This is a genomic window from Phytomonospora sp. NPDC050363 (genome assembly GCF_040655735.1).
Taxonomy (GTDB): domain Bacteria; phylum Actinomycetota; class Actinomycetes; order Mycobacteriales; family Micromonosporaceae; genus Phytomonospora.
The window spans coordinates 729,073-745,277 of record NZ_JBFAKK010000002.1 but is presented as its reverse complement, the minus strand read 5'-3'; the positions used below and the strand labels follow the sequence as shown (position 1 = coordinate 745,277).

The following is a 16,205-nucleotide window of genomic DNA, read 5'->3' as shown; positions in this document are numbered from 1 at the left end:
GCTAGTTCCCTTCTGGGCTGGTCGATCCGCCGTCTGCGACGACGGACGTGGCGAAGGCCGACACGCGGCGCACGAGCACCGGGAGCAGCCAGGTGCCCAGCGCGCCGAGCCTCGCTCCGGCCTCCGCCTGACGGTCGGTGAGATACCGGGTCGCCAGGTCGATGAGGTAGAGCAGCGCGGTCAGCCGGGCGAGCCGGGGAGGGGCTGGAGCCGGGTGGGCGGGGAAGAAGGGCGCGAGGAGGGACTCGGCCTTGTTGACGCAGTGGTCGACGGCGGCCGCGGGGTCCCGGCGCGCGATGACGATGTCGTGCTGGAGGCGGTAGTGCAGGGCGTCGAAGCCGAGGGGCGCGTCGAGGCAGAAGCGCTCCCAGTCCCAGACCAGGACGGTCTCGGCGAGCATCGCCATGTTCCACGGTGTCCAGTCGCCGTGCCAGGCGCCGAAGCTGAGGCGCTCGGCGGCCGCGGCGTCGAGCAGTTCGACGGCGGCGGCGCGCAGTTCGCGGGCGTCGGCGGTGTCGTCGAGGGCGTCGAGGCGCTCGCGGAGCGTCGCGGCGTAGTCGGACTCCTCAAGGCGGCGGTTGTGGATGCCCTCGACGGTGGCGATCTCGCGCATGGCCTCGGCGAGGCGGCCGGGCGTGACGGCGACGCGGTCGTTCCAGATGGGCAGCGCCTGCTGGACGAGGACCATGTGCTCGCGCCACAGTCCGGCGTGGCGGATGCCGGGGACCGTGACCGTCGACAGCTCCGACTTCGCCAGGCGCTGGAGGGCCTCGGTCTCGTCGGCGACGAGCCGCTGGGTCAGCGCGTTCACGCCGATCTTGGCGAAGGCGACGGTCTGCCCGTACTCGGTGAGCAGCTGCACGACCGGTTTGCGGTTGGCCCGCGCGGGTCCGATGTGGACGGAGATGTGCAGGGACGTGTCGAGCACTCCCGACAGGAAACCGGCGAGGCTGTCGGCCTCCGGGTCGGGCGAGGTGACGGTGATCCGGTCGCGCAGCAGCAGCCGCGACATGCCGGTGCGCAGCGCCAGCACCGCCGCGTCGCGCTTGAGCCGCGCCAGCCGCGACGGCGGTCGCGCGTAGCGTGCGAGCGCGGCGGCGGCGACCTTCGGTGAGTTCGCCGGGACGAGCAGGCGCGGATGGCGGATGTTGGGCACCGCGATCATGCGGACCGCGCCGGGTTCGGCCGGGTCGCCGCCGCGCTGCCAGGGTTGCGGGTAGAGGATCGGCAGGACCTCGTTGACGTACTGGGCCCGCCGGGCCGTTGCCGTGTCGTTGCTCATGAATGGGTCTCCCGCTTGTTGCGCCACAGCAGGGCGTACGCCAGCATGGTCAGCGCCAGCGGCGTGACCAGGGCGTTGTAATAGAACATCGAGGTCAGCGACAGCAGCATTGCCGTCGACGCGGCCAGCCCGAGCGGGCTGCGGTCGTGGCGGAAGCGCCACAGAACGACGAGGAAGAATCCGACGTAGCAGACCGCGCCGGCGATGCCGTGCGCGTAGAGCGCCTGCCAGAGCTGGCCGTTGCCGCCGATGACGCGCCCGCCGCAGCGGGGGCACTCCTCGGTGGCCCCGACGGCGATGGAGGCGCCCGAACCGATCGTCTTGCGGGTCGACCCGTATCCGATGACCGGTGACCCGCTGACGCCTTCGACGGCCTGCTCGGTGGAGTACCCGCGGCCGTCGTCGGAGTGGCCGTTGTCGAGACGCTGCTGGACGACGCCGCCGAGAGGAGTCGCGGCGAGGAGTATCCCGCCGGTGAGCAGCAGCGCGGCTCCGGCGCCGAGGATCCACAGGCGGCCGGCGAGCAGGAGGCGCACGGCGACGAAGGCGCCGGCGACGCCGAGGTTGAGCCACAGGCCGCGGTTCATGGAGTAGATCGCCGGGACGAGCGCGACGAGCAGGAGCGCGGCGGCGCCGAGGCGGACCATGCGGCCGGTCGGCCAGGCCCACGCGGCGACGATCGCGAAGGGCGCGAGGATGCCGAGGTTGTTGCCCCAGGTGTTGGTGTAGCCCCAGGGCGCGGCCGGGCGGGGGGTCTCGTAGCCGAGGAAGTCCATGACCTGCGCGGCCGAGGGATGCACGAGGGACTTGACGAAGCCGTCCTTGGCGACCTTCGGCGGGAGCAGCATCTCCAGGGGCGAGGTGAACTCGAAGTGCCCGGCGAGGATGCCGAGCAGTCCGCCGGCGACGGTGACCGCGAACAGCCAGGCGAGCATCTTCGCCAGGCGTCGGCGCGAGAGTTCGCGTTCGGTGAGGTTTCCCGCGTAGAGCAGGCAGATGGTGACCGCGGCGTACCCGGCGACCTTGAACATCGCGCCGGGCAGCCGGCCGACGAGACCGCCGGGGATGGTCCCGGCCGGGTCGAGTTCGAGGGCGAGCAGGCTGATCACGACGACCGCGCAGAACGCCAGCCACAGGCCGAAGGCCGGGGGGAGGGCGATGCCGGCGGTGAAGGACGGCCGGCGCAGGCCGGGCGAGGCCGCGGCGGCGTTGGCCCGGCCGCGCCGGACGAGCCAGACCGCCATGGGCACGGCCATGATGAAGAAGATCAGTGTGCCGAGACCCAGCGCCCACCACAGGGGATAGAGCACGAGCATGCCGGTGAGCGGCCACGCGGTCGGCAGGCTCAGCAGCCGGGCCGACTTGGGCACGGTGAGCGCACGGCCGGGGTCGGTGAGCGCCCTCGCGCCGGCCACCCCGGGCCGCGCGACCGTTCCGGCGCCTATCCCCGCTGGCATGGCCGTCCGTCCGCGCTGGGCGAGCGGCGCGGCCGGGGGCCGGGCTTCTTCTCGGCGGCGCTGTCGGACCGCGCCGGGACGGGCGTGCCGCCGGGCACCACGGGCAGGATCTCGGTGGCGCCCTCGACGGGTTTCCCGCCGTCGAAGCGCAGCTCGGGGGCCGACGCGGCGGGCGCCTTCGCGATCGCCTTGCGGGACGCCTGGACGGTCGGGACCTCGACGGGAGCCACCGCCGGGGGACGCACGCGCGGCAGCACGACGGCGCCGAGCAGGGGCGTGTTCACGCGGCGGAGCTGCTCGGCGAAGTCGATGACCGCGCCCAGCCGGGTGCGCTCGGACTCCACGACGAGCAGGACGGCGTCGGCCGAACCCGCCAGGCGCTGGGCGTCGTCGCCGCCCGCGGCGGGCGGGGACTCCACGACCACGAGTTCCGCCGACTGCGACAGCGCGCCGACGAGCTGGCGCATCGTGCCCGTCGGCCAGCCCGAGGCGCGGGCGGCGCTGCCGGCGCCGATGACGGTCAGGTGCGGGTGGCGCGCGGCGCGGTTGGCGACCTCGTCGAGGTCTGCGCGGCCGGTGATGACCTCGGCGAGGCCGGGCACCGAGGGCGTGCCGAGCAGGTCGGGCAGCGCCAGGAACGGCGAGGCGTGCGCGGCGACGACGGCCGTCGGCCGGTCGGCGCGCGCGAAGGCCGCCGCCAGGTTGGCCGCCACGACCGTGGCCGCCGGGCCCGGGTCGATCGACACGACGAGCAGGACCCGGCCGTTGCCGGGCAGCGCGGCGGTGAGTTCGTTGCGCAGGCGCCCGAAGAGTTTCCCGGGCGGGCCGTAGGCGCCGTAGACGTCGGCGAAGCGCGGCGCGACCGAGGCCGGCAGCTCCCCGAGGAGCGGGACGCCGCAGCGTTCGGGCAGGTCGGCGGCGCGCCGGACGCGCCGGGAGAAGCGCTCGCGGGCGACGACGGCGCCGAAGCCGAGCAGGAGCCCGGCGGTGCCACCGCCGGCGAGGTCGAGCCAGACGATGGGGCTGCTGGGCGCCTCGGGCAGCGCGGCCTCGCTGATGACCCGGCCGCCGGCCAGTGTGGACAGGCGGTTGTCGAGGTCGGAGCGGCGCGAGGCCAGGTCCTCGATCTGGGTCTGGAGGAGGTCGCGGTTGGTCGTCAGGACGGGCTTCTGCGGGTCGCGCGGGTCCGCCCCGGCGAGCTGGGCGGAGACCTCGGTGAGCTGTCCGCGCAGGTCTTCGAGGCCGGCGTCGACGGTGGCGGCCTCGGTCTCGATGACCTCGCGCGCGCTGTCCTCACGGTGGGAGAGGTAGGCCGTGGCGAACGCGGCCGCGCCGTCGCGGGCCTGGGCGGCGGTGTCGCCGGCGAAACCGATGGTCAGCACGGAGGTGTTCGCCGGGACCTCGACGGTGACCCTTGAGGACAGTCGTCCCGGGTCACCGCTCGCGCCGAGCAGGTCGCGGGCGAGCGCGGCGACCTCGGTGGACCGCACGAGCTGCGCCTCGGTGTCGAGGTTGAGTTCGGACTTGGTGCGCCCTCCTTCGACGTTGACCGCGTCGACGCCCGTCGGCCGCACGAGCACTTGGGCGCGTGATTCGTAGACCTTCGGGGATGCGAAGGCCACGGCCGCTCCCGCGAGCAGTCCGGTGGTGAGTAGTGCGAGAAGCAGCCAGCGTCCGCGCCTCATCGCCACGAGCATGTCGCCCAAGTGATAGGTCGATGTGGTGCCCCTAGCGTCCATGGCCATCGAGCGGTCCGCCCCCTCCGCCGTCAATCGTCCAATGAGGGTCAACGAAAACGTGCCGCGTCGGATACGGCCTAGGTGACGAAGATGGGAAGTGTCGGATACGGTGGGTGTTCACAAAAAGGGTCGAACACCAATCATTCGACCCGGCGTATGACGCGAGGCGGCCGGAGCATCACCCTGGCCGATGGGGGGCAGCATGAAGGACTGGCGCCGGATGCTCACCGACACGTTCGGGCTGCAGAATCGGCGGTCCCGCAGACGCCTCACCTTCGCGGTGATCGTGCCGGTCGCCGCGACCGGTTTCGGCCTGGGCTATGTCGTCGGGTTCGGCCGCGCCGGCGGGCCGCAGCCGGCCGCGGAGTTCACCGCGACGGGCGTCGACGCCGAGGCCGACACCTATGTCCGTTCCGCGGAACCGGAGGCGACGGGCGGCGGCTCGCCGGAGCTGCTGGTCGGTGGTTCCTCCGAGGTCGGGGTGGCCAGCGCCTATGTGCGGTTCACGGTGACCGAGGCGCCCGTGCGCGACGCCAAGCTGGAGTTCTCCATCGTGGAGAGTGACCCCGGGCAGCTCCTGGAGGTCATCGGAGTGGACGGCCGCTGGGACGAGGCGACGATGTCGGCGGCGGAGGTTCCCCCGTTCGGGCGCGCGTTCGACGCGTCGAGCAGCAGCGGGAGCCGGGTCGTGTTCGACGTGAGCAAGGTGGTGACCGGTGTCGGCGTGTACGCCTTCGCGGTGACCTCGCCCGACGAGGACCTGCTGACGCGTCTCCATTCGCGCGAGGGCGGCACCGCCCCGCGCCTGAACTTCCGGGTCCCGGTGACGCCGAGCCCGTCACTGTCGCTGTCGGGACCGTCCGCCTCGCAGAGCACGCGGCCGGAGGACGGCGCCGGCCAGTCCGGGCCGTGCGAGATCGGTGTGAAGCTCGTGCCGACCTGCGGCGCGCTGTGGGGGGTCGCGCCCGGTTCGCGCACGAGCGAGCCGCGCATCGACGCCATCGAGCGCTGGGAGCGGCGCACGGGCCGCCCGCAGGACATCTTCCACGCCTACCATCGCGGCGACCAGCTGTTCCCCACCGAGGAGGAGCTGGAGATCGCGCGCAATCCCGACCGTCCCCGGCTGCTGTTCCTCAACTGGAAGCCGCGCAACGCGACCTGGGCCGAGATCGCCGCCGGCGACAAGGACATCGACGCCTACCTGGACCGGCTCGCCGCGCACATCAAGTCGACCTTCAACGAGCCCTTCTTCTTCACCGTGCACCATGAGCCGGAGAACGACGTCGACGCACGGAAGGGCTCGGGCCGCACCGCCGCCGACTACGCCGCCATGTACCGCTACGTCATCGAGTACCTGCGGGGCAAGGGCGTGTCGAACCTGGTGACGGTCATGGTCTACATGGCCTACCTGGGCTGGTCGACCAAGCCGTGGCACCGCGACCTCTACCCCGGTGACGACGTCGTCGACTGGGTCTCGTGGGACGCCTACGCCTACTCCGACAAGGGCTACGGCTTCGGGGACTTCGCCGAGATGGTCGACCGCGCCGACGACGACGGCGCCTGGCCGGGCTACTACCGGTGGGCGGCGCAGAGCTTCCCCGACAAGCCGCTCATGCTCGCCGAGTGGGGCATCTGGCGCTCGAACAAGAACCCCGGGCACCAGGCGACGTTCCTCAGGCAGGCTCTGGCGCAGCTGGCGCACTTCCCGCGGCTGAAGGCACTGGTGTACTTCGAGACGCCCAACGACCGCGGCAAGGACTCGCGTATCGACAAGGACCCGTTGGCGCTGACGGCATACCGGGAGCTGGGCCTGTCCCGGCACTTCCAGGTGCGGATCCCCTGACCGTCACCAGCCCTGCCGGTCGAGCCACCCCTCTTCGGTCAGGTAGGCGATGACCTGCTCGACGGCCTCGCCGACGGTGATGTCGGTGGTGTCGATGGTCAGCTCGGCGTCGGTGGGCACCTCGTAGGGGTCGCTGATCCCGGTGAAGGAGCCGATGACCCCCGCGCGCGCCTTGGCGTAGAGGCCCTTGCGGTCGCGGGCCTCGCACACCTCCAGCGGCGTGGCGACGTGCACGAGGACGAAGTCGGCGCCGGCTTCCCGGGCCGCTTCGCGGGCGGCGTCGCGCGAGGCCTGGTAGGGCGCGATCGGGCAGCAGATCGCCACGCCGTGGTGGCGGCCGATCTCGGCGGCGACGTAGCCGATGCGGCGGATGTTGAGGTCGCGGTCCTCTGCGGAGAAGCCGAGCCCGGCCGACAGCAGCCTGCGCACGACGTCGCCGTCGAGCAGCGAGACGGTCCGCTGTCCGCCTTCGGCGAGGTCGTCGTAGAGGCCGCGCGCGATCGTCGACTTGCCCGAGCCGGAGTAGCCCGTGCAGAACACGACCAGGCCGCGCTCCCGGCGGGGCGGGCGCGAACGGCTCAGCTCCGCGGCGACCGCCGGGGGCGTGTGCCAGTCGGGGAGGCCGTGACCGCGGTCGAGGAGCTCGCTGATCTCGGCGGGCGACTTGCGGGGCCGCCGGAAGCGCGGCGGGATGTCGTCGAGTGGACGCCACTGGCCGTCGCGGATGTCGTAGCCGAGCTCGCGGGGGACGATGACGCGCAGCCCGCCGCCGGACAGGGTGTGCCCGCTCGACATCAGGTGCGTCACGCCGTAGGAGGCGGCGACCTTGGCGCTGAGCAGGCCGTCGCGGATCTCGTCGCCGCGCGGCGCCAGCGGCACGGCGATGACCGTGCAGTCGCGGGGAAGCCGGTCGCGGGCGGCGAGAACCGCGCGCACCAGCGCCTCGGGCGGCAGGCCGTCGGGGCCGGGCGTGGCGATGGGAATGATCAGCAGGACGTGCGCCGAGAGGGCCTTCGCGGCGTGCGCGATCTGCGCGAGCTGCGGCCGGTGCAGGGGGCGGTCGGCGATGACGCCGAGGACGCGCCCGCTCGGCAGGCCGGCGCGCACCGTCGCGGGGTTGGCGCGCAGGCGGCGGAAGGGCCCGTGCTCGGGTTCGGCGATGCGCCGGACCGGGCCGGACAGGCGCGACATGCCGGGACCGCTCGGGGTGATCTCCAGGACCTCGACGGCGGCGACGGGCGCGCCCTCGGGGTCGGTGAGGACCAGGACGCGTTCTCGCGGCGCGGCCGGGTCGAGGCGTTCGGCGAGGCCGTCGGGGACGTCCAGCGTCACCGGGACCGGCCACGGTCTCCCGTCGGCGAGTTCGCCGCGCGCGACCACGGAGGCCACGTCGGCTGCCGACAGGAATCCGGTCAGCGGCTCGTACGCGCCCGCGAGCAGCAGCTCCAGGTCGGCCAGTTCGTGCGGCCGAGGAGTGCGGGACGGCGCGTTGGCGAGTACCTCATCGGGAAGCACCCATTCGCTCAAGGTGGCATCACCCCCGACAGGGAGTGTGGCAGGCCGGTACGACCGTCGTCGAGTGGGATCACCGTTCTTCGTGAACCGAATCGGCGTTCAGGCACGCCGGGGGCAGGTGGAAGGAGCGGAGGTGTTCGAAGCGCTCGCCCAGGCCGGTGGGGCTTTCGTCGAGATCGTCGGCGCGGGCGGCCATGATCGCCACGCCCTCGGCGAGTTGCGCGGGGAGGACTTCGTCGCCGGCGCCGGTCCGGGCGCGTCGTGCGGGCGAGGCGGTCAGTTCGGCGATGCCGGGCAGGGCGGTGGTCTCGGGGAGGCGCGCGCGGTGGAACCAGGCGCCGGTCTCGGGTTCGAAGCGGTAGTCGGCGAGCATGCGGTGGCCGTGGCGGGCGACGGCGCGGACGGCTTCGAGGATGTAGTCGCGGACGGCGTCGGTGACCAGGTAGTGGAAGTTGACGCGGACCCAGCCGGGTTTGACGCCGTCGCAGCCGCCGGCCAGGACGCGTTCGTAGGCGCGCGACTCGTCGCGGCCGATGGCCAGGAGGCTGTGGCCGTAGGGACCGGCGCAGGAGCAGCCGCCGCGCGACTGGATGCCGAAGAGGTCGCTGAGGAGGGCGACGACGAAGTTGTGGTGCAGGTGGCGGTCGCCGTGGCGGACGCGGAAGGACACGATGGACAGCCGCTCGGCATCGCGGTTGCCGAGGATCTCGACGCACGGTTCGGCGCCCCAGGCGGCGAGGGCGTCGAGCCACAGGCGGTGTTCGAGGCGGGTGATGGTCTCGGTGCCGATCGCTTCCTTGAGGGCGAAGACGAGGCCGGCGCGGATGGACTCGACGATGCCGGGCGTGCCGCCTTCCTCGCGTGCGACGGGGTCGTCGAGGTAGCGGTGGTGGTCGAGGCCGACGAAGGCGACGGTGCCGCCGCCGGGTTCGGTGGGGACGGCTTCGGTGATGAGGTCGCGGTCGACGACGAGGACGCCGGGGGTCTGGGGGCCGCCGATGAACTTGTGCGGGGAGAGGAAGATCGCGTCCTTGTGGTCGCCGGCGCCGGGGGCGCTCTCGGTCATGCGGATCGGGAGGTAGGGCGCGGCGGCGGCGTAGTCCCAGAACGAGAGGGCGCCGTGGGCGTGGAGAAGCGCGGTGGTGGCGTCGACGTCGGAGATGATGCCGGTGACGTTCGAGGCGGCCGAGAAGCTGCCGATGCGCACGGGCCGCTCGCGGTGGGCGGACAGGCGCCTCGCGAGCTGGGCGAGGTCGATGTGGCCGTCGGGGCCGCCGTCGATGCGCACGACGTCGGCGTGCGACTCCCGCCAGGGCAGTTCGTTGGAGTGGTGCTCGTAGGGGCCGACGAACACCACGGGCCGTCGTTCGGGCGGCGGACGGCGGGCGTGCCCGCGCATGCGCAGGATCCCGACGAGCTTGTTGACGGCGCCGGTGGCGCCCGAGCCGGTGAACAGGACGACGTGCCGCGCGTCGGCGCCGACGGCCCGGTGGATCGTGCGGCGGGCGGCCTCGCGCAGGCGGGTGGTGTGCCGTCCGGTCGCCGAGGTCTCGGTGTGGGTGTTGCCGTACAGCGGCAGGACCTCGGCACGGATGTGGTCCTCGATGAAGTCGAGGGCGCGGCCGGAGGCGGTGTAGTCGGCGTAGACGAGGCGGCGGGGACCGTAGGGGCCGTCGAGGACCGTGTCGGCGCCGATGACGCCGTCGCGGATCCGGGCGAGGAGAGCGTCGTCCACTGCGAACCACCCCGATCGTTCGTGCGGCGCGTCTAGGGAAACGCTAGCTCAGCCGCGGTCTTTGAACACCCATACGAGCGCCAGGAGGACCAGGAAACCGACGAGGACGGCCGTGCGGCCTCTGCGCAGGCGCGAACGGGCGGCCGGGGAGACGAACCAGGCGATCGCGGCGACCATCAGGACGACGCCGGCGAGCGCGGCGGCGGAGGTGAGGGCTGGGTTGTCCATGGCGCGCCTTCCGGGCTTGGGGGGAGGTGGGGCGGGGGCTTGCGGTCGGCGGCGTTCGGGTGGTGCCGGGTCGATTGTCCCGGGTTGATTGTCGCTGGCGGGATGGCCGGGCGGGGTGCCGGGGCGGGTCGGCGTGCGCGGGCTTTCAGGTCGGTCGCCGCTCCCGCACCCCCCAACCGGCCACCCCTGCGCGCCACACGTCCACACCCCGTTCCCCCTCCGTGCCAGCGACCGCCACCGCTGGCGTCGGCCCGCTAGCGTGATCGGCACACGCAGAGCAACGGGGAGCCGCGATGGGTGACCGCACATGACCGCCTGGGAGGACAGCGGCTTCCCTCTTGTCGGGCACCGGGACTCGCCTTTCGGCGTGCGGGTCGGTGTCGCGGCGCAGACCGTCCATCTGCCCGCCGGGGGCGCGGGTCTGTGGATCCGGACGGTCGGGCACCCGCGCAGCGGGCCGCCCGTCATCGGCGTCGACAACGCGCCGGTCGTCGCGGGGTGGGGGCAGGCGCTCATCGCGCTGCCACCGGGGCGCCATCTCGTCACCGCGCAGATCCAGGGGGCCGGGGAGTGCGCGCGGACCGTCGAGGTCGCCGCGGGGTGCATCGAGCAGCTCGACTTCGTCGAGTCGCGGCTGGGCGGCAGCGGTGTCCTGGGGCCGACGGGGCAGGTGCGGGGCACGGGCCTGACGGGTCCGCGACTGCTCGCGGTGATCCTGGGGGTGCAGGTCTTCGCCCTGGCCACCCTGTTCAGCGTCCTGCCGCGCGAGGGCTGGCTGCTCGCCCTGCTGTCCTGGCTGGCGTGGACGGTGCTGGGCACCTGGCTGGTGTCTCTGCCGGTCCGGTGGCGCGGCCGCTCGATCGTGCGCGCCCAGTCCGGCGGCCCGCTGCCGCTGAGCACCACCGAGCTGGCCTCCGGGACGCTGCTTCCGGCGCTTCGCCACCCGCCGATTCCGCAGCTGCCGCCGGGGCACGGCGCCCTTCTCCTGCACGTGGAGACCGACCAGAGCTCCACGCAGGACGGCAGCATCCGCTTCGACGCGCACGAAACGTGGACGCCGCCGCCCGCGCTGACCGTCGACGGTGTCCCGACGGTGGTCTCGCACGGCCCGTGGCTCTATCCGCTTCTCCCGGGCGTCCACCGGGTCCGGCTCGCGCCGCCCGCGATGGACGGGCACGAGCCGGCCGGTGCGCCGGTCGAGCTGGAGGTGGCCGTCGGAGCCGGGCGGGTCACGCAGTACGACATCGAACTGCGCCTCGCCCTGTCCTACGGGCGCGGCGGCCACCTCTCCCGTTACGAGCCCTTCATCTCGGCGATCCTGCGCGACAAGCAGAGCCCGCCGGGTTCGACGCGCATCAACGTGACCGACGCCGGGAAGCGTTCGGAGACCTAGCGCAGGTCGATCCGGCCGCTGTCGGTGGCGAAACCGGCACGGTCGAAGGCGGCCTTCATCGGAACGTTCGCCAGGTCGGTGTTGGCCGAGATCGTCTCGGCGCCGTTCTCGGCGAGGATGTGCGTCATCTCGGCGAGCAGGTCGTCGACGTAGCCCTTGCCGCGATGAGCCGGCAGCACCGCGATGTAGCCGATGACCGGGCTGGCCACGTTGCGCGCGGGGAAGATCGCGCCGACCGTCTCTCCGTCGGCGTCGAAGGCCAGCCGCCACCAGTCGCGCCCGTCGGGGTAGCCGGCCAGGTCGCCGACCTCCTCCTCGGCGGTGGCCTGCGCGCCGATCCGCGCGGTGCTCTCGGAGGTGTACGCGTCGAGGGTTCCGGTGAAGCTGTCACGGACCGCCGACACGAAGGCCTCGTCGTCGGCCGGGGCGAAGGTCAGCCGGATCGTTCGCGGCGGCAGCCCCGTCTCGGCCGACCAGCGGAAGCCGTAGCGCTCGACGAACACCGACAGCCCGGCCGCCTCGGCGGCGGCGATCCGGTCGGCGACCTCCTCGGCCACGCCTTCCCGCTCCCGCCAGCCGGGCGGCGTCGGCAGGATGTACGACGGGCGCGGTCCGTCTCCCTTGTGGACGGTCGCGTAGGCGCGGCGCATCAGTTCGGCGCCGACCAGAACGCGCTCGGGACCTTCGCCGAGCTCGAACCAGTCGACGCACTTGGGTTCGGCGTCGCCGGGGAAGCTCCAGAAGGCCATGCGGGCGACGGCGACCCCGTCGCGCAGTGCCACCCACATCCACTCCGGCCGGTAGTGGCCGGAGTCGAGGTAGTCGCGCTGCTTGGCCCGGCGCTCGAAGCCGACCTCGGCGGCGGCCTCGTGCGGGTAGGTGTCGAAGAGTGCGGTGTCCTCTATGGACAGCGCGCGGTAGGTGTACACGCCGTCCCCTCTCACCGAAAGTCGATCTGCGCGGAAGTGGTGCGGAAACCGGCCCGGTTGAAGGCCTTGGCCATCGGAACGTTGACCTGGTCGGTGTTTCCGGTGATCAGCGCCGCTCCCCGGCCGACGTGGGAGTGGACCATCTCGGCCAGCAGTTCGTTGACGAAACCCTTTCCGCGATGCTCCGGCAGCACGGCGATGTAGCCGATGCTGGCCCGGCCGGAGGGCACGTTCGTCGGGAAGATCGCCCCGACGGTCGCGCCGTCGCGGTCGTGGGCGAGCCGGAAGTGCTCCCGGCCCGACAGCGAGGTGAGGAACGCCCAACTGGCCTTCCCGGCGGCCTCGACGCCCTCGGTCTCGATGGCCTCGCGGTCGTGGGCGTCGAAGGTGCCCGCCAGGCTCGCGGTGATCGCCGCGAGCAGCTCGGCGTCGCCGGCGGGGGCGAACTCCAGCCGGTCGCCGCGCTCGGGCAGGCCGTCGGCGGTCTCCCAGGTGTAACCCCAGCGTTCGACGAAGGCCACCATGCCGGCGCCCTCGACGGCCGCGACGCGCTTGTGCGCCTCGGCGGCGATCTCGGGCCGCTCGCGCCAGTCCGGCGGGACGATCAGCGAATACTCGGGGCGCTCGCCGTCGGCGTTCGTCGTCTCGGCATAGGCCCGTTTCAGCAGCTCGACGGCCACTTCGGCGGGCGCGTCGCCGGGCTCGAACCAGTCGAGGCTGCTCGGATGCGCCGCACCCGGACGGCCCCAGAACGCCGCCCGCGCGATGGTCTCGCCGTCACGCAGGGCGACCCAGGTCCACTCGGGGCGGGCGCGGTCCTCGGACAGGCAGGTGAGGTAGTCCTGCTTCGCCTCGCGGCCGACCTCGGGGTGCGGCGCGTGCGGGAAGCGGGTGAAGAGTTCGGACTCGCCGGCTTCGATCCGGCGGAAGGTGACGCTTGACATCGCGGCTCCAAGAGCTCAGTGCGCTCCCGGAGGCGAGGGGTCAGCCTTCGAACACGGGAAGGTGGGAGCGCGGAATGGTAAAGATCGACATCGGCTTCCTCCTTCCCGTATGGCCGCCCTCGCGGCGGCGGTAAACGTAGCACACCTCAGGCGAGGTCGTCGCAGACGTTGTCCTCGCCGCCCAGGTCGACCGGCAGCGAGCGGGTCCCGTCGGCGGCGAAGGCGACAACGTGCACGCCGTCGAGCATGTAGTACCCGCGCGTCAGGTCCCGGTCACCGTCGCGGAAACCCATCCCGACCGGTCCGGCCATCGCGAAGGCGACGTACGAGCCGTCGGTGCGAAACTCCGCGACACCGCTGCCGGAGGCGTCGGACAGCAGGCGCTCGCCGGTGTCGAGGTTGACGAACTCCGAGATGAGCGGTCCGGCGTACTCCTCCAGTTTCACGCTCCCGTCGGGATGGCGCTGGAGGACACGGGAGCGGACGTCCTGGCTGACCACTTCGAGGCCGAGCGGGAAGTCGCAGTAGCGGCCGGCGGGAGCGGTCCACTCCGGCTGGATCCACGGCCGCCAGGGCTCGGGGCGCAGACCGCTCGTGGAGGGTCCGGCCTGGGCGGCCGAGGGGGCGAGGACGGTTCCGGCGGCGAGGGCGAGGCAGAGCAGGGCGGTGCGGACGCGCATGATTCCTCCACTAACCAGACACGAGGCTACAACCGGTTAGGGTCAAACTAGTGGTTAGATGGCGGCCCGGCAAGGGATACTGGCGACGTGTACTGGACGGAAGTGCTCGGCTACCCGATGCCCAAGCCCATCGGCGGCCACCCCGCGCTGGACTTCTGCGACACCTACGCGGGCTGGGGCGGCCCCGCCCTGCCCGGCGGGGAATGGCTCGCCGACTACGACCGCCTCGTCGTGTGGACCGTCCACTCCGGACTGCTGCCGGTCGAGGACTCCCAGCCGCTGCGCACGCTCGCCGAACGGCGCGGGGCCCCCGCCGCGCGTGAGCTGGACGCCGTGCGGCGCCTGCGTTCGGCGCTCTACGCCGTGCTCCTCGAACCCGCCGACACCGCGTCCTTCGCGATCGTCGCCGGCGAGGCCGAACAGGCCGCCGCCCGCGCCGAACTCGTCGCGGACGCCGACGGCGTCGCCTTCTGGCGCATTCCGTCCACTGTGGAGCTCGACGTGCCGAGACTGCGCGTCGCCCGCGCCGCCGCCGAACTGCTCTGCTCCCCCGAGCGCGCGCTGGTGCGCGCCTGCCCCGGCGAGGAGTGCGGCTGGCTGTTCCTCGACCGGCGCGGCCGCCGGCGCTGGTGCAGCATGGCCACCTGCGGCAACCGCGCGAAGGTGCGCGCCTTCGAGGAGCGGCAGCGGCGGGGTTAGCACCAACGCAAAGACCGCCCCGGCGTGTGCGCGCCGGGGCGGTCCTCGTGCAGTCCACCTACACGATCGAACAAGGTCAGCGGGGCCGTCCTAGAACGGCCAGTCCGCCCGCGATCCCGCCTCCAGCAGCGGGACCATGGCGAACGCGGCGTCGGAGAGACCGCCGAAGGTGTGCCGGTTGCGGCCCGAGGGCCCGTGCCCGTACTTGTACCCGGCGAGGTTCCAGGTGTAGACCGGGACGTCCTCGGGCACCGCGGCCGTCGGGTCCCCGTCACGCCCGTCGGTCTGCTCGTCGGTGACGATCACGACCCTGTCGTGGCGGTCGAACCAGCGCCGGACTGCCTGTGCCGTCTCGGTTCCGCCGAGGTTGCCGAAGCGGTCGACCAGCCGCAGCACCGAGTCGCCGGGACGGAAACCGACACCGCGCGAGGTCGACCCGAACTCGATCAGGTCGGCCTTCTCGGCCCGCAGCGCCAGCGCCGAACCGAAGACCGCGGCGATGTCGCCGTAGCTGAGATCGGAGCTGCGCGAGTTGGCGAAGAACATCGAGGCCGAACGGTCCACCAGCACCAGCGTCCGTCCCTTGAGGACGGGCACGTTGGCCAGGCTGTGCGACAGAGCCGTCTCCAGCGCCTGCGCCCACCGCACCGAACCGGTCGCCCGATAGGCGGCCAGGAAGCGCATCGGCAGCTGCTTCGAGCGCGCCACCCGCTGCGGGTCGGCCAGCTCTGCGGCGACCCGGGCGGCGACGTCGTCACCGACGCCGGCCTCGTCGAGGTTGCGGAGGTTGCGCGACTTCGCCATGTACCCCATCCCCGGCAGCGCCGCCGTCCACGCCTCGGCGTCCATCGGCCCCTGGAGCCAGCCCGCGAGGGCCTCCCAGGTCATGCCGGCGGCCTTGAGGCGGTCCGGATCGCGCAGCGCGGCCCGGCGCTCGGCGAGCGGAAGGGCCATGAGCCCGGCGCGAGCGCTCAGCAGCGGCAGGGACGCCGGCGGAGCGTTCTCGCGGCCGTGGCGACGGTCGAGCGCGTACTTGAACAGCGCGCCCTGAGCATCCGAAGTGGACTTCGGGTGGGTCAGGTCGAGCACGTCACCGAAGCGGAAGGAGGCCCGCCCGGAGTCGTACTTGAGCAGCGCGTACTCGTCGTAGAGCCGCGTGGCGGCGTCGGCGATCCCGCGCTTGACCGGCTTGGGCATCGCGCGTCCGTAGCGCGGGTTCCAGTAGGCGATGGCCTCGCCCGGCTCGTCGGCCCGGCGCATGACACCGGCGACGATCCGCCGCGAACCCGGGATTCCGTTGCGCACCATCCAGTACGCGGCCTCCAGCGCGCCGACCAGCGCGGCCGAGCGCATGTTCGCCGCGGTCCGCAGCCAGATCAGGAAGCGCTCCAGCCAGAGCGGGTCGGTCACGGCGATTCGGCGGACCAGCGACAGGTAGCGCGAGTCGCGGGCGTCGGCGGCCTGGTAGAAGCTCGCCTCGCCGCAGAAGTTCGACACGGCGAGCAGGAACAGCTCGCCCTTGGGATCGCGCTCGAAGCCGGGTCCGCCCTGGTGGGTGCGGCCGGTGGCGGTCTTGGGGCCGCGGATCGGTCCGGTGCCGGGCGTCTTCTGCCGCGTTTTGTTGAACTTGGCCATGGTCTCGTGCACCGCCTTCCAGCGACGTCGTCAAAGTGGGCGAAAAAGGGCGGCGTGGCCCATGCCAAGGGTCCGAGTTCGAAGTCGGTGAAGGAACGTGGCGCTCTACCAGCTGAGCTACGGGAC

General features: G+C 72.7%; 13 protein-coding genes. 3 read left to right on the top strand and 10 right to left on the bottom strand.

From position 1 onward, the window contains the following. Position 1: 1 nt before the first annotated feature. Genes AB0I28_RS07990 through AB0I28_RS07980 form a run of 3 tightly spaced genes read right to left on the bottom strand, consistent with a single transcriptional unit; the run spans position 2 to position 4,436 of the window. Entirely contained in the window at positions 2-1,282 is a 1,281-nt protein-coding gene (locus AB0I28_RS07990) for a phosphotransferase (protein WP_357490768.1), read from the bottom strand. Further along, on the bottom strand, positions 1,279-2,739 hold the full coding sequence (locus AB0I28_RS07985; protein WP_357490766.1) for a hypothetical protein: 1,461 nt from the start codon (positions 2,737-2,739) through the stop codon (positions 1,279-1,281). The genes AB0I28_RS07990 and AB0I28_RS07985 overlap by 4 nt, the downstream gene beginning before the upstream one ends. Next, positions 2,724-4,436: a Wzz/FepE/Etk N-terminal domain-containing protein gene (locus AB0I28_RS07980; protein ID WP_357490764.1), complete on the bottom strand. Its 1,713-nt coding sequence runs from the start codon at positions 4,434-4,436 to the stop codon at positions 2,724-2,726. The genes AB0I28_RS07985 and AB0I28_RS07980 overlap by 16 nt, the downstream gene beginning before the upstream one ends. 244 nt (positions 4,437-4,680) lie before the next feature. Here AB0I28_RS07980 and AB0I28_RS07975 point away from each other — a divergent pair, with 244 nt between their 5' ends. After that, the gene (locus AB0I28_RS07975; RefSeq protein WP_357490762.1) at positions 4,681-6,321 is read left to right on the top strand and encodes a DNRLRE domain-containing protein; all 1,641 of its coding nucleotides are present in this window, start codon (positions 4,681-4,683) and stop codon (positions 6,319-6,321) included. 3 nt (positions 6,322-6,324) lie between these two features. Here the strand turns inward: AB0I28_RS07975 and cysC are convergent, their stop codons facing one another. From cysC to AB0I28_RS07960, 3 genes are read right to left on the bottom strand one after another with little or no spacing between them, the layout of a single operon-like run. After that, positions 6,325-7,848 carry an adenylyl-sulfate kinase gene (gene cysC, locus AB0I28_RS07970; RefSeq protein ID WP_357490760.1) on the bottom strand — a complete coding sequence of 508 codons (1,524 nt, stop codon included), beginning with the start codon at positions 7,846-7,848 and terminating at the stop codon, positions 6,325-6,327. Positions 7,849-7,906: 58 nt separating this feature from the next. Beyond that, a complete protein-coding gene (locus AB0I28_RS07965; RefSeq protein WP_357490758.1) occupies positions 7,907-9,571 on the bottom strand; it encodes an aminotransferase class V-fold PLP-dependent enzyme in 1,665 nt (554 codons plus the stop codon). Positions 9,572-9,619: 48 nt separating this feature from the next. Then, on the bottom strand, positions 9,620-9,799 hold the full coding sequence (locus tag AB0I28_RS07960) for a hypothetical protein (protein WP_357490756.1): 180 nt from the start codon (positions 9,797-9,799) through the stop codon (positions 9,620-9,622). Between the two features lie 307 nt (positions 9,800-10,106). Between AB0I28_RS07960 and AB0I28_RS07955 the strand changes: the two genes are divergently transcribed. Continuing rightward, positions 10,107-11,192 carry a hypothetical protein gene (locus AB0I28_RS07955; protein ID WP_357490754.1) on the top strand — a complete coding sequence of 362 codons (1,086 nt, stop codon included), beginning with the start codon at positions 10,107-10,109 and terminating at the stop codon, positions 11,190-11,192. Here AB0I28_RS07955 and AB0I28_RS07950 read toward each other — a convergent pair. The 3 genes from AB0I28_RS07950 to AB0I28_RS07940 all read right to left on the bottom strand — a co-directional run bounded on the left by AB0I28_RS07950 (position 11,189) and on the right by AB0I28_RS07940 (position 13,745). Beyond that, positions 11,189-12,121 (bottom strand): GNAT family N-acetyltransferase, encoded by a 933-nt coding sequence (locus AB0I28_RS07950; protein ID WP_357490752.1) that lies wholly within the window; start codon positions 12,119-12,121, stop codon positions 11,189-11,191. The two genes, AB0I28_RS07955 and AB0I28_RS07950, sit on opposite strands and share 4 nt — an antisense overlap. An 11-nt stretch (positions 12,122-12,132) precedes the next feature. Continuing rightward, the gene (locus AB0I28_RS07945; RefSeq protein ID WP_357490750.1) at positions 12,133-13,065 is read right to left on the bottom strand and encodes a GNAT family N-acetyltransferase; all 933 of its coding nucleotides are present in this window, start codon (positions 13,063-13,065) and stop codon (positions 12,133-12,135) included. A gap of 146 nt (positions 13,066-13,211) precedes the next feature. After that, positions 13,212-13,745, bottom strand: a complete 534-nt coding sequence (locus AB0I28_RS07940; RefSeq protein ID WP_357490748.1) for a hypothetical protein — start codon at positions 13,743-13,745, stop codon at positions 13,212-13,214. Between the two features lie 87 nt (positions 13,746-13,832). On the opposite strand from AB0I28_RS07940, the gene AB0I28_RS07935 reads away from it, so the two are divergent. Continuing rightward, positions 13,833-14,444, top strand: coding sequence for an ABATE domain-containing protein (locus AB0I28_RS07935; RefSeq protein ID WP_357490746.1), 612 nt, complete (start codon positions 13,833-13,835; stop codon positions 14,442-14,444). A 90-nt stretch (positions 14,445-14,534) separates the two neighbouring features. Here AB0I28_RS07935 and AB0I28_RS07930 read toward each other — a convergent pair whose 3' ends face one another. Continuing rightward, positions 14,535-16,079 (bottom strand): TROVE domain-containing protein, encoded by a 1,545-nt coding sequence (locus AB0I28_RS07930; RefSeq protein WP_357490744.1) that lies wholly within the window; start codon positions 16,077-16,079, stop codon positions 14,535-14,537. Between the last annotated feature and the right edge of the window lie 126 nt (positions 16,080-16,205).

Bases quoted from the DNA above. Each gene is read 5' to 3' on its own strand.
- AB0I28_RS07990 (WP_357490768.1), bottom strand. From the start codon at position 1,282: ATGAGCAACGACACGGCAACGGCCCGGCGGGCCCAGTACGTCAACGAG.
- AB0I28_RS07985 (WP_357490766.1), bottom strand. From the start codon at position 2,739: ATGCCAGCGGGGATAGGCGCCGGAACGGTCGCGCGGCCCGGGGTGGCC.
- AB0I28_RS07980 (WP_357490764.1), bottom strand. From the start codon at position 4,436: ATGCTCGTGGCGATGAGGCGCGGACGCTGGCTGCTTCTCGCACTACTC.
- AB0I28_RS07975 (WP_357490762.1), top strand. From the start codon at position 4,681: ATGAAGGACTGGCGCCGGATGCTCACCGACACGTTCGGGCTGCAGAAT.
- AB0I28_RS07960 (WP_357490756.1), bottom strand. From the start codon at position 9,799: ATGGACAACCCAGCCCTCACCTCCGCCGCCGCGCTCGCCGGCGTCGTC.
- AB0I28_RS07955 (WP_357490754.1), top strand. From the start codon at position 10,107: ATGACCGCCTGGGAGGACAGCGGCTTCCCTCTTGTCGGGCACCGGGAC.
- AB0I28_RS07945 (WP_357490750.1), bottom strand. From the start codon at position 13,065: ATGTCAAGCGTCACCTTCCGCCGGATCGAAGCCGGCGAGTCCGAACTC.
- AB0I28_RS07940 (WP_357490748.1), bottom strand. From the start codon at position 13,745: ATGCGCGTCCGCACCGCCCTGCTCTGCCTCGCCCTCGCCGCCGGAACC.
- AB0I28_RS07930 (WP_357490744.1), bottom strand. From the start codon at position 16,079: ATGGCCAAGTTCAACAAAACGCGGCAGAAGACGCCCGGCACCGGACCG.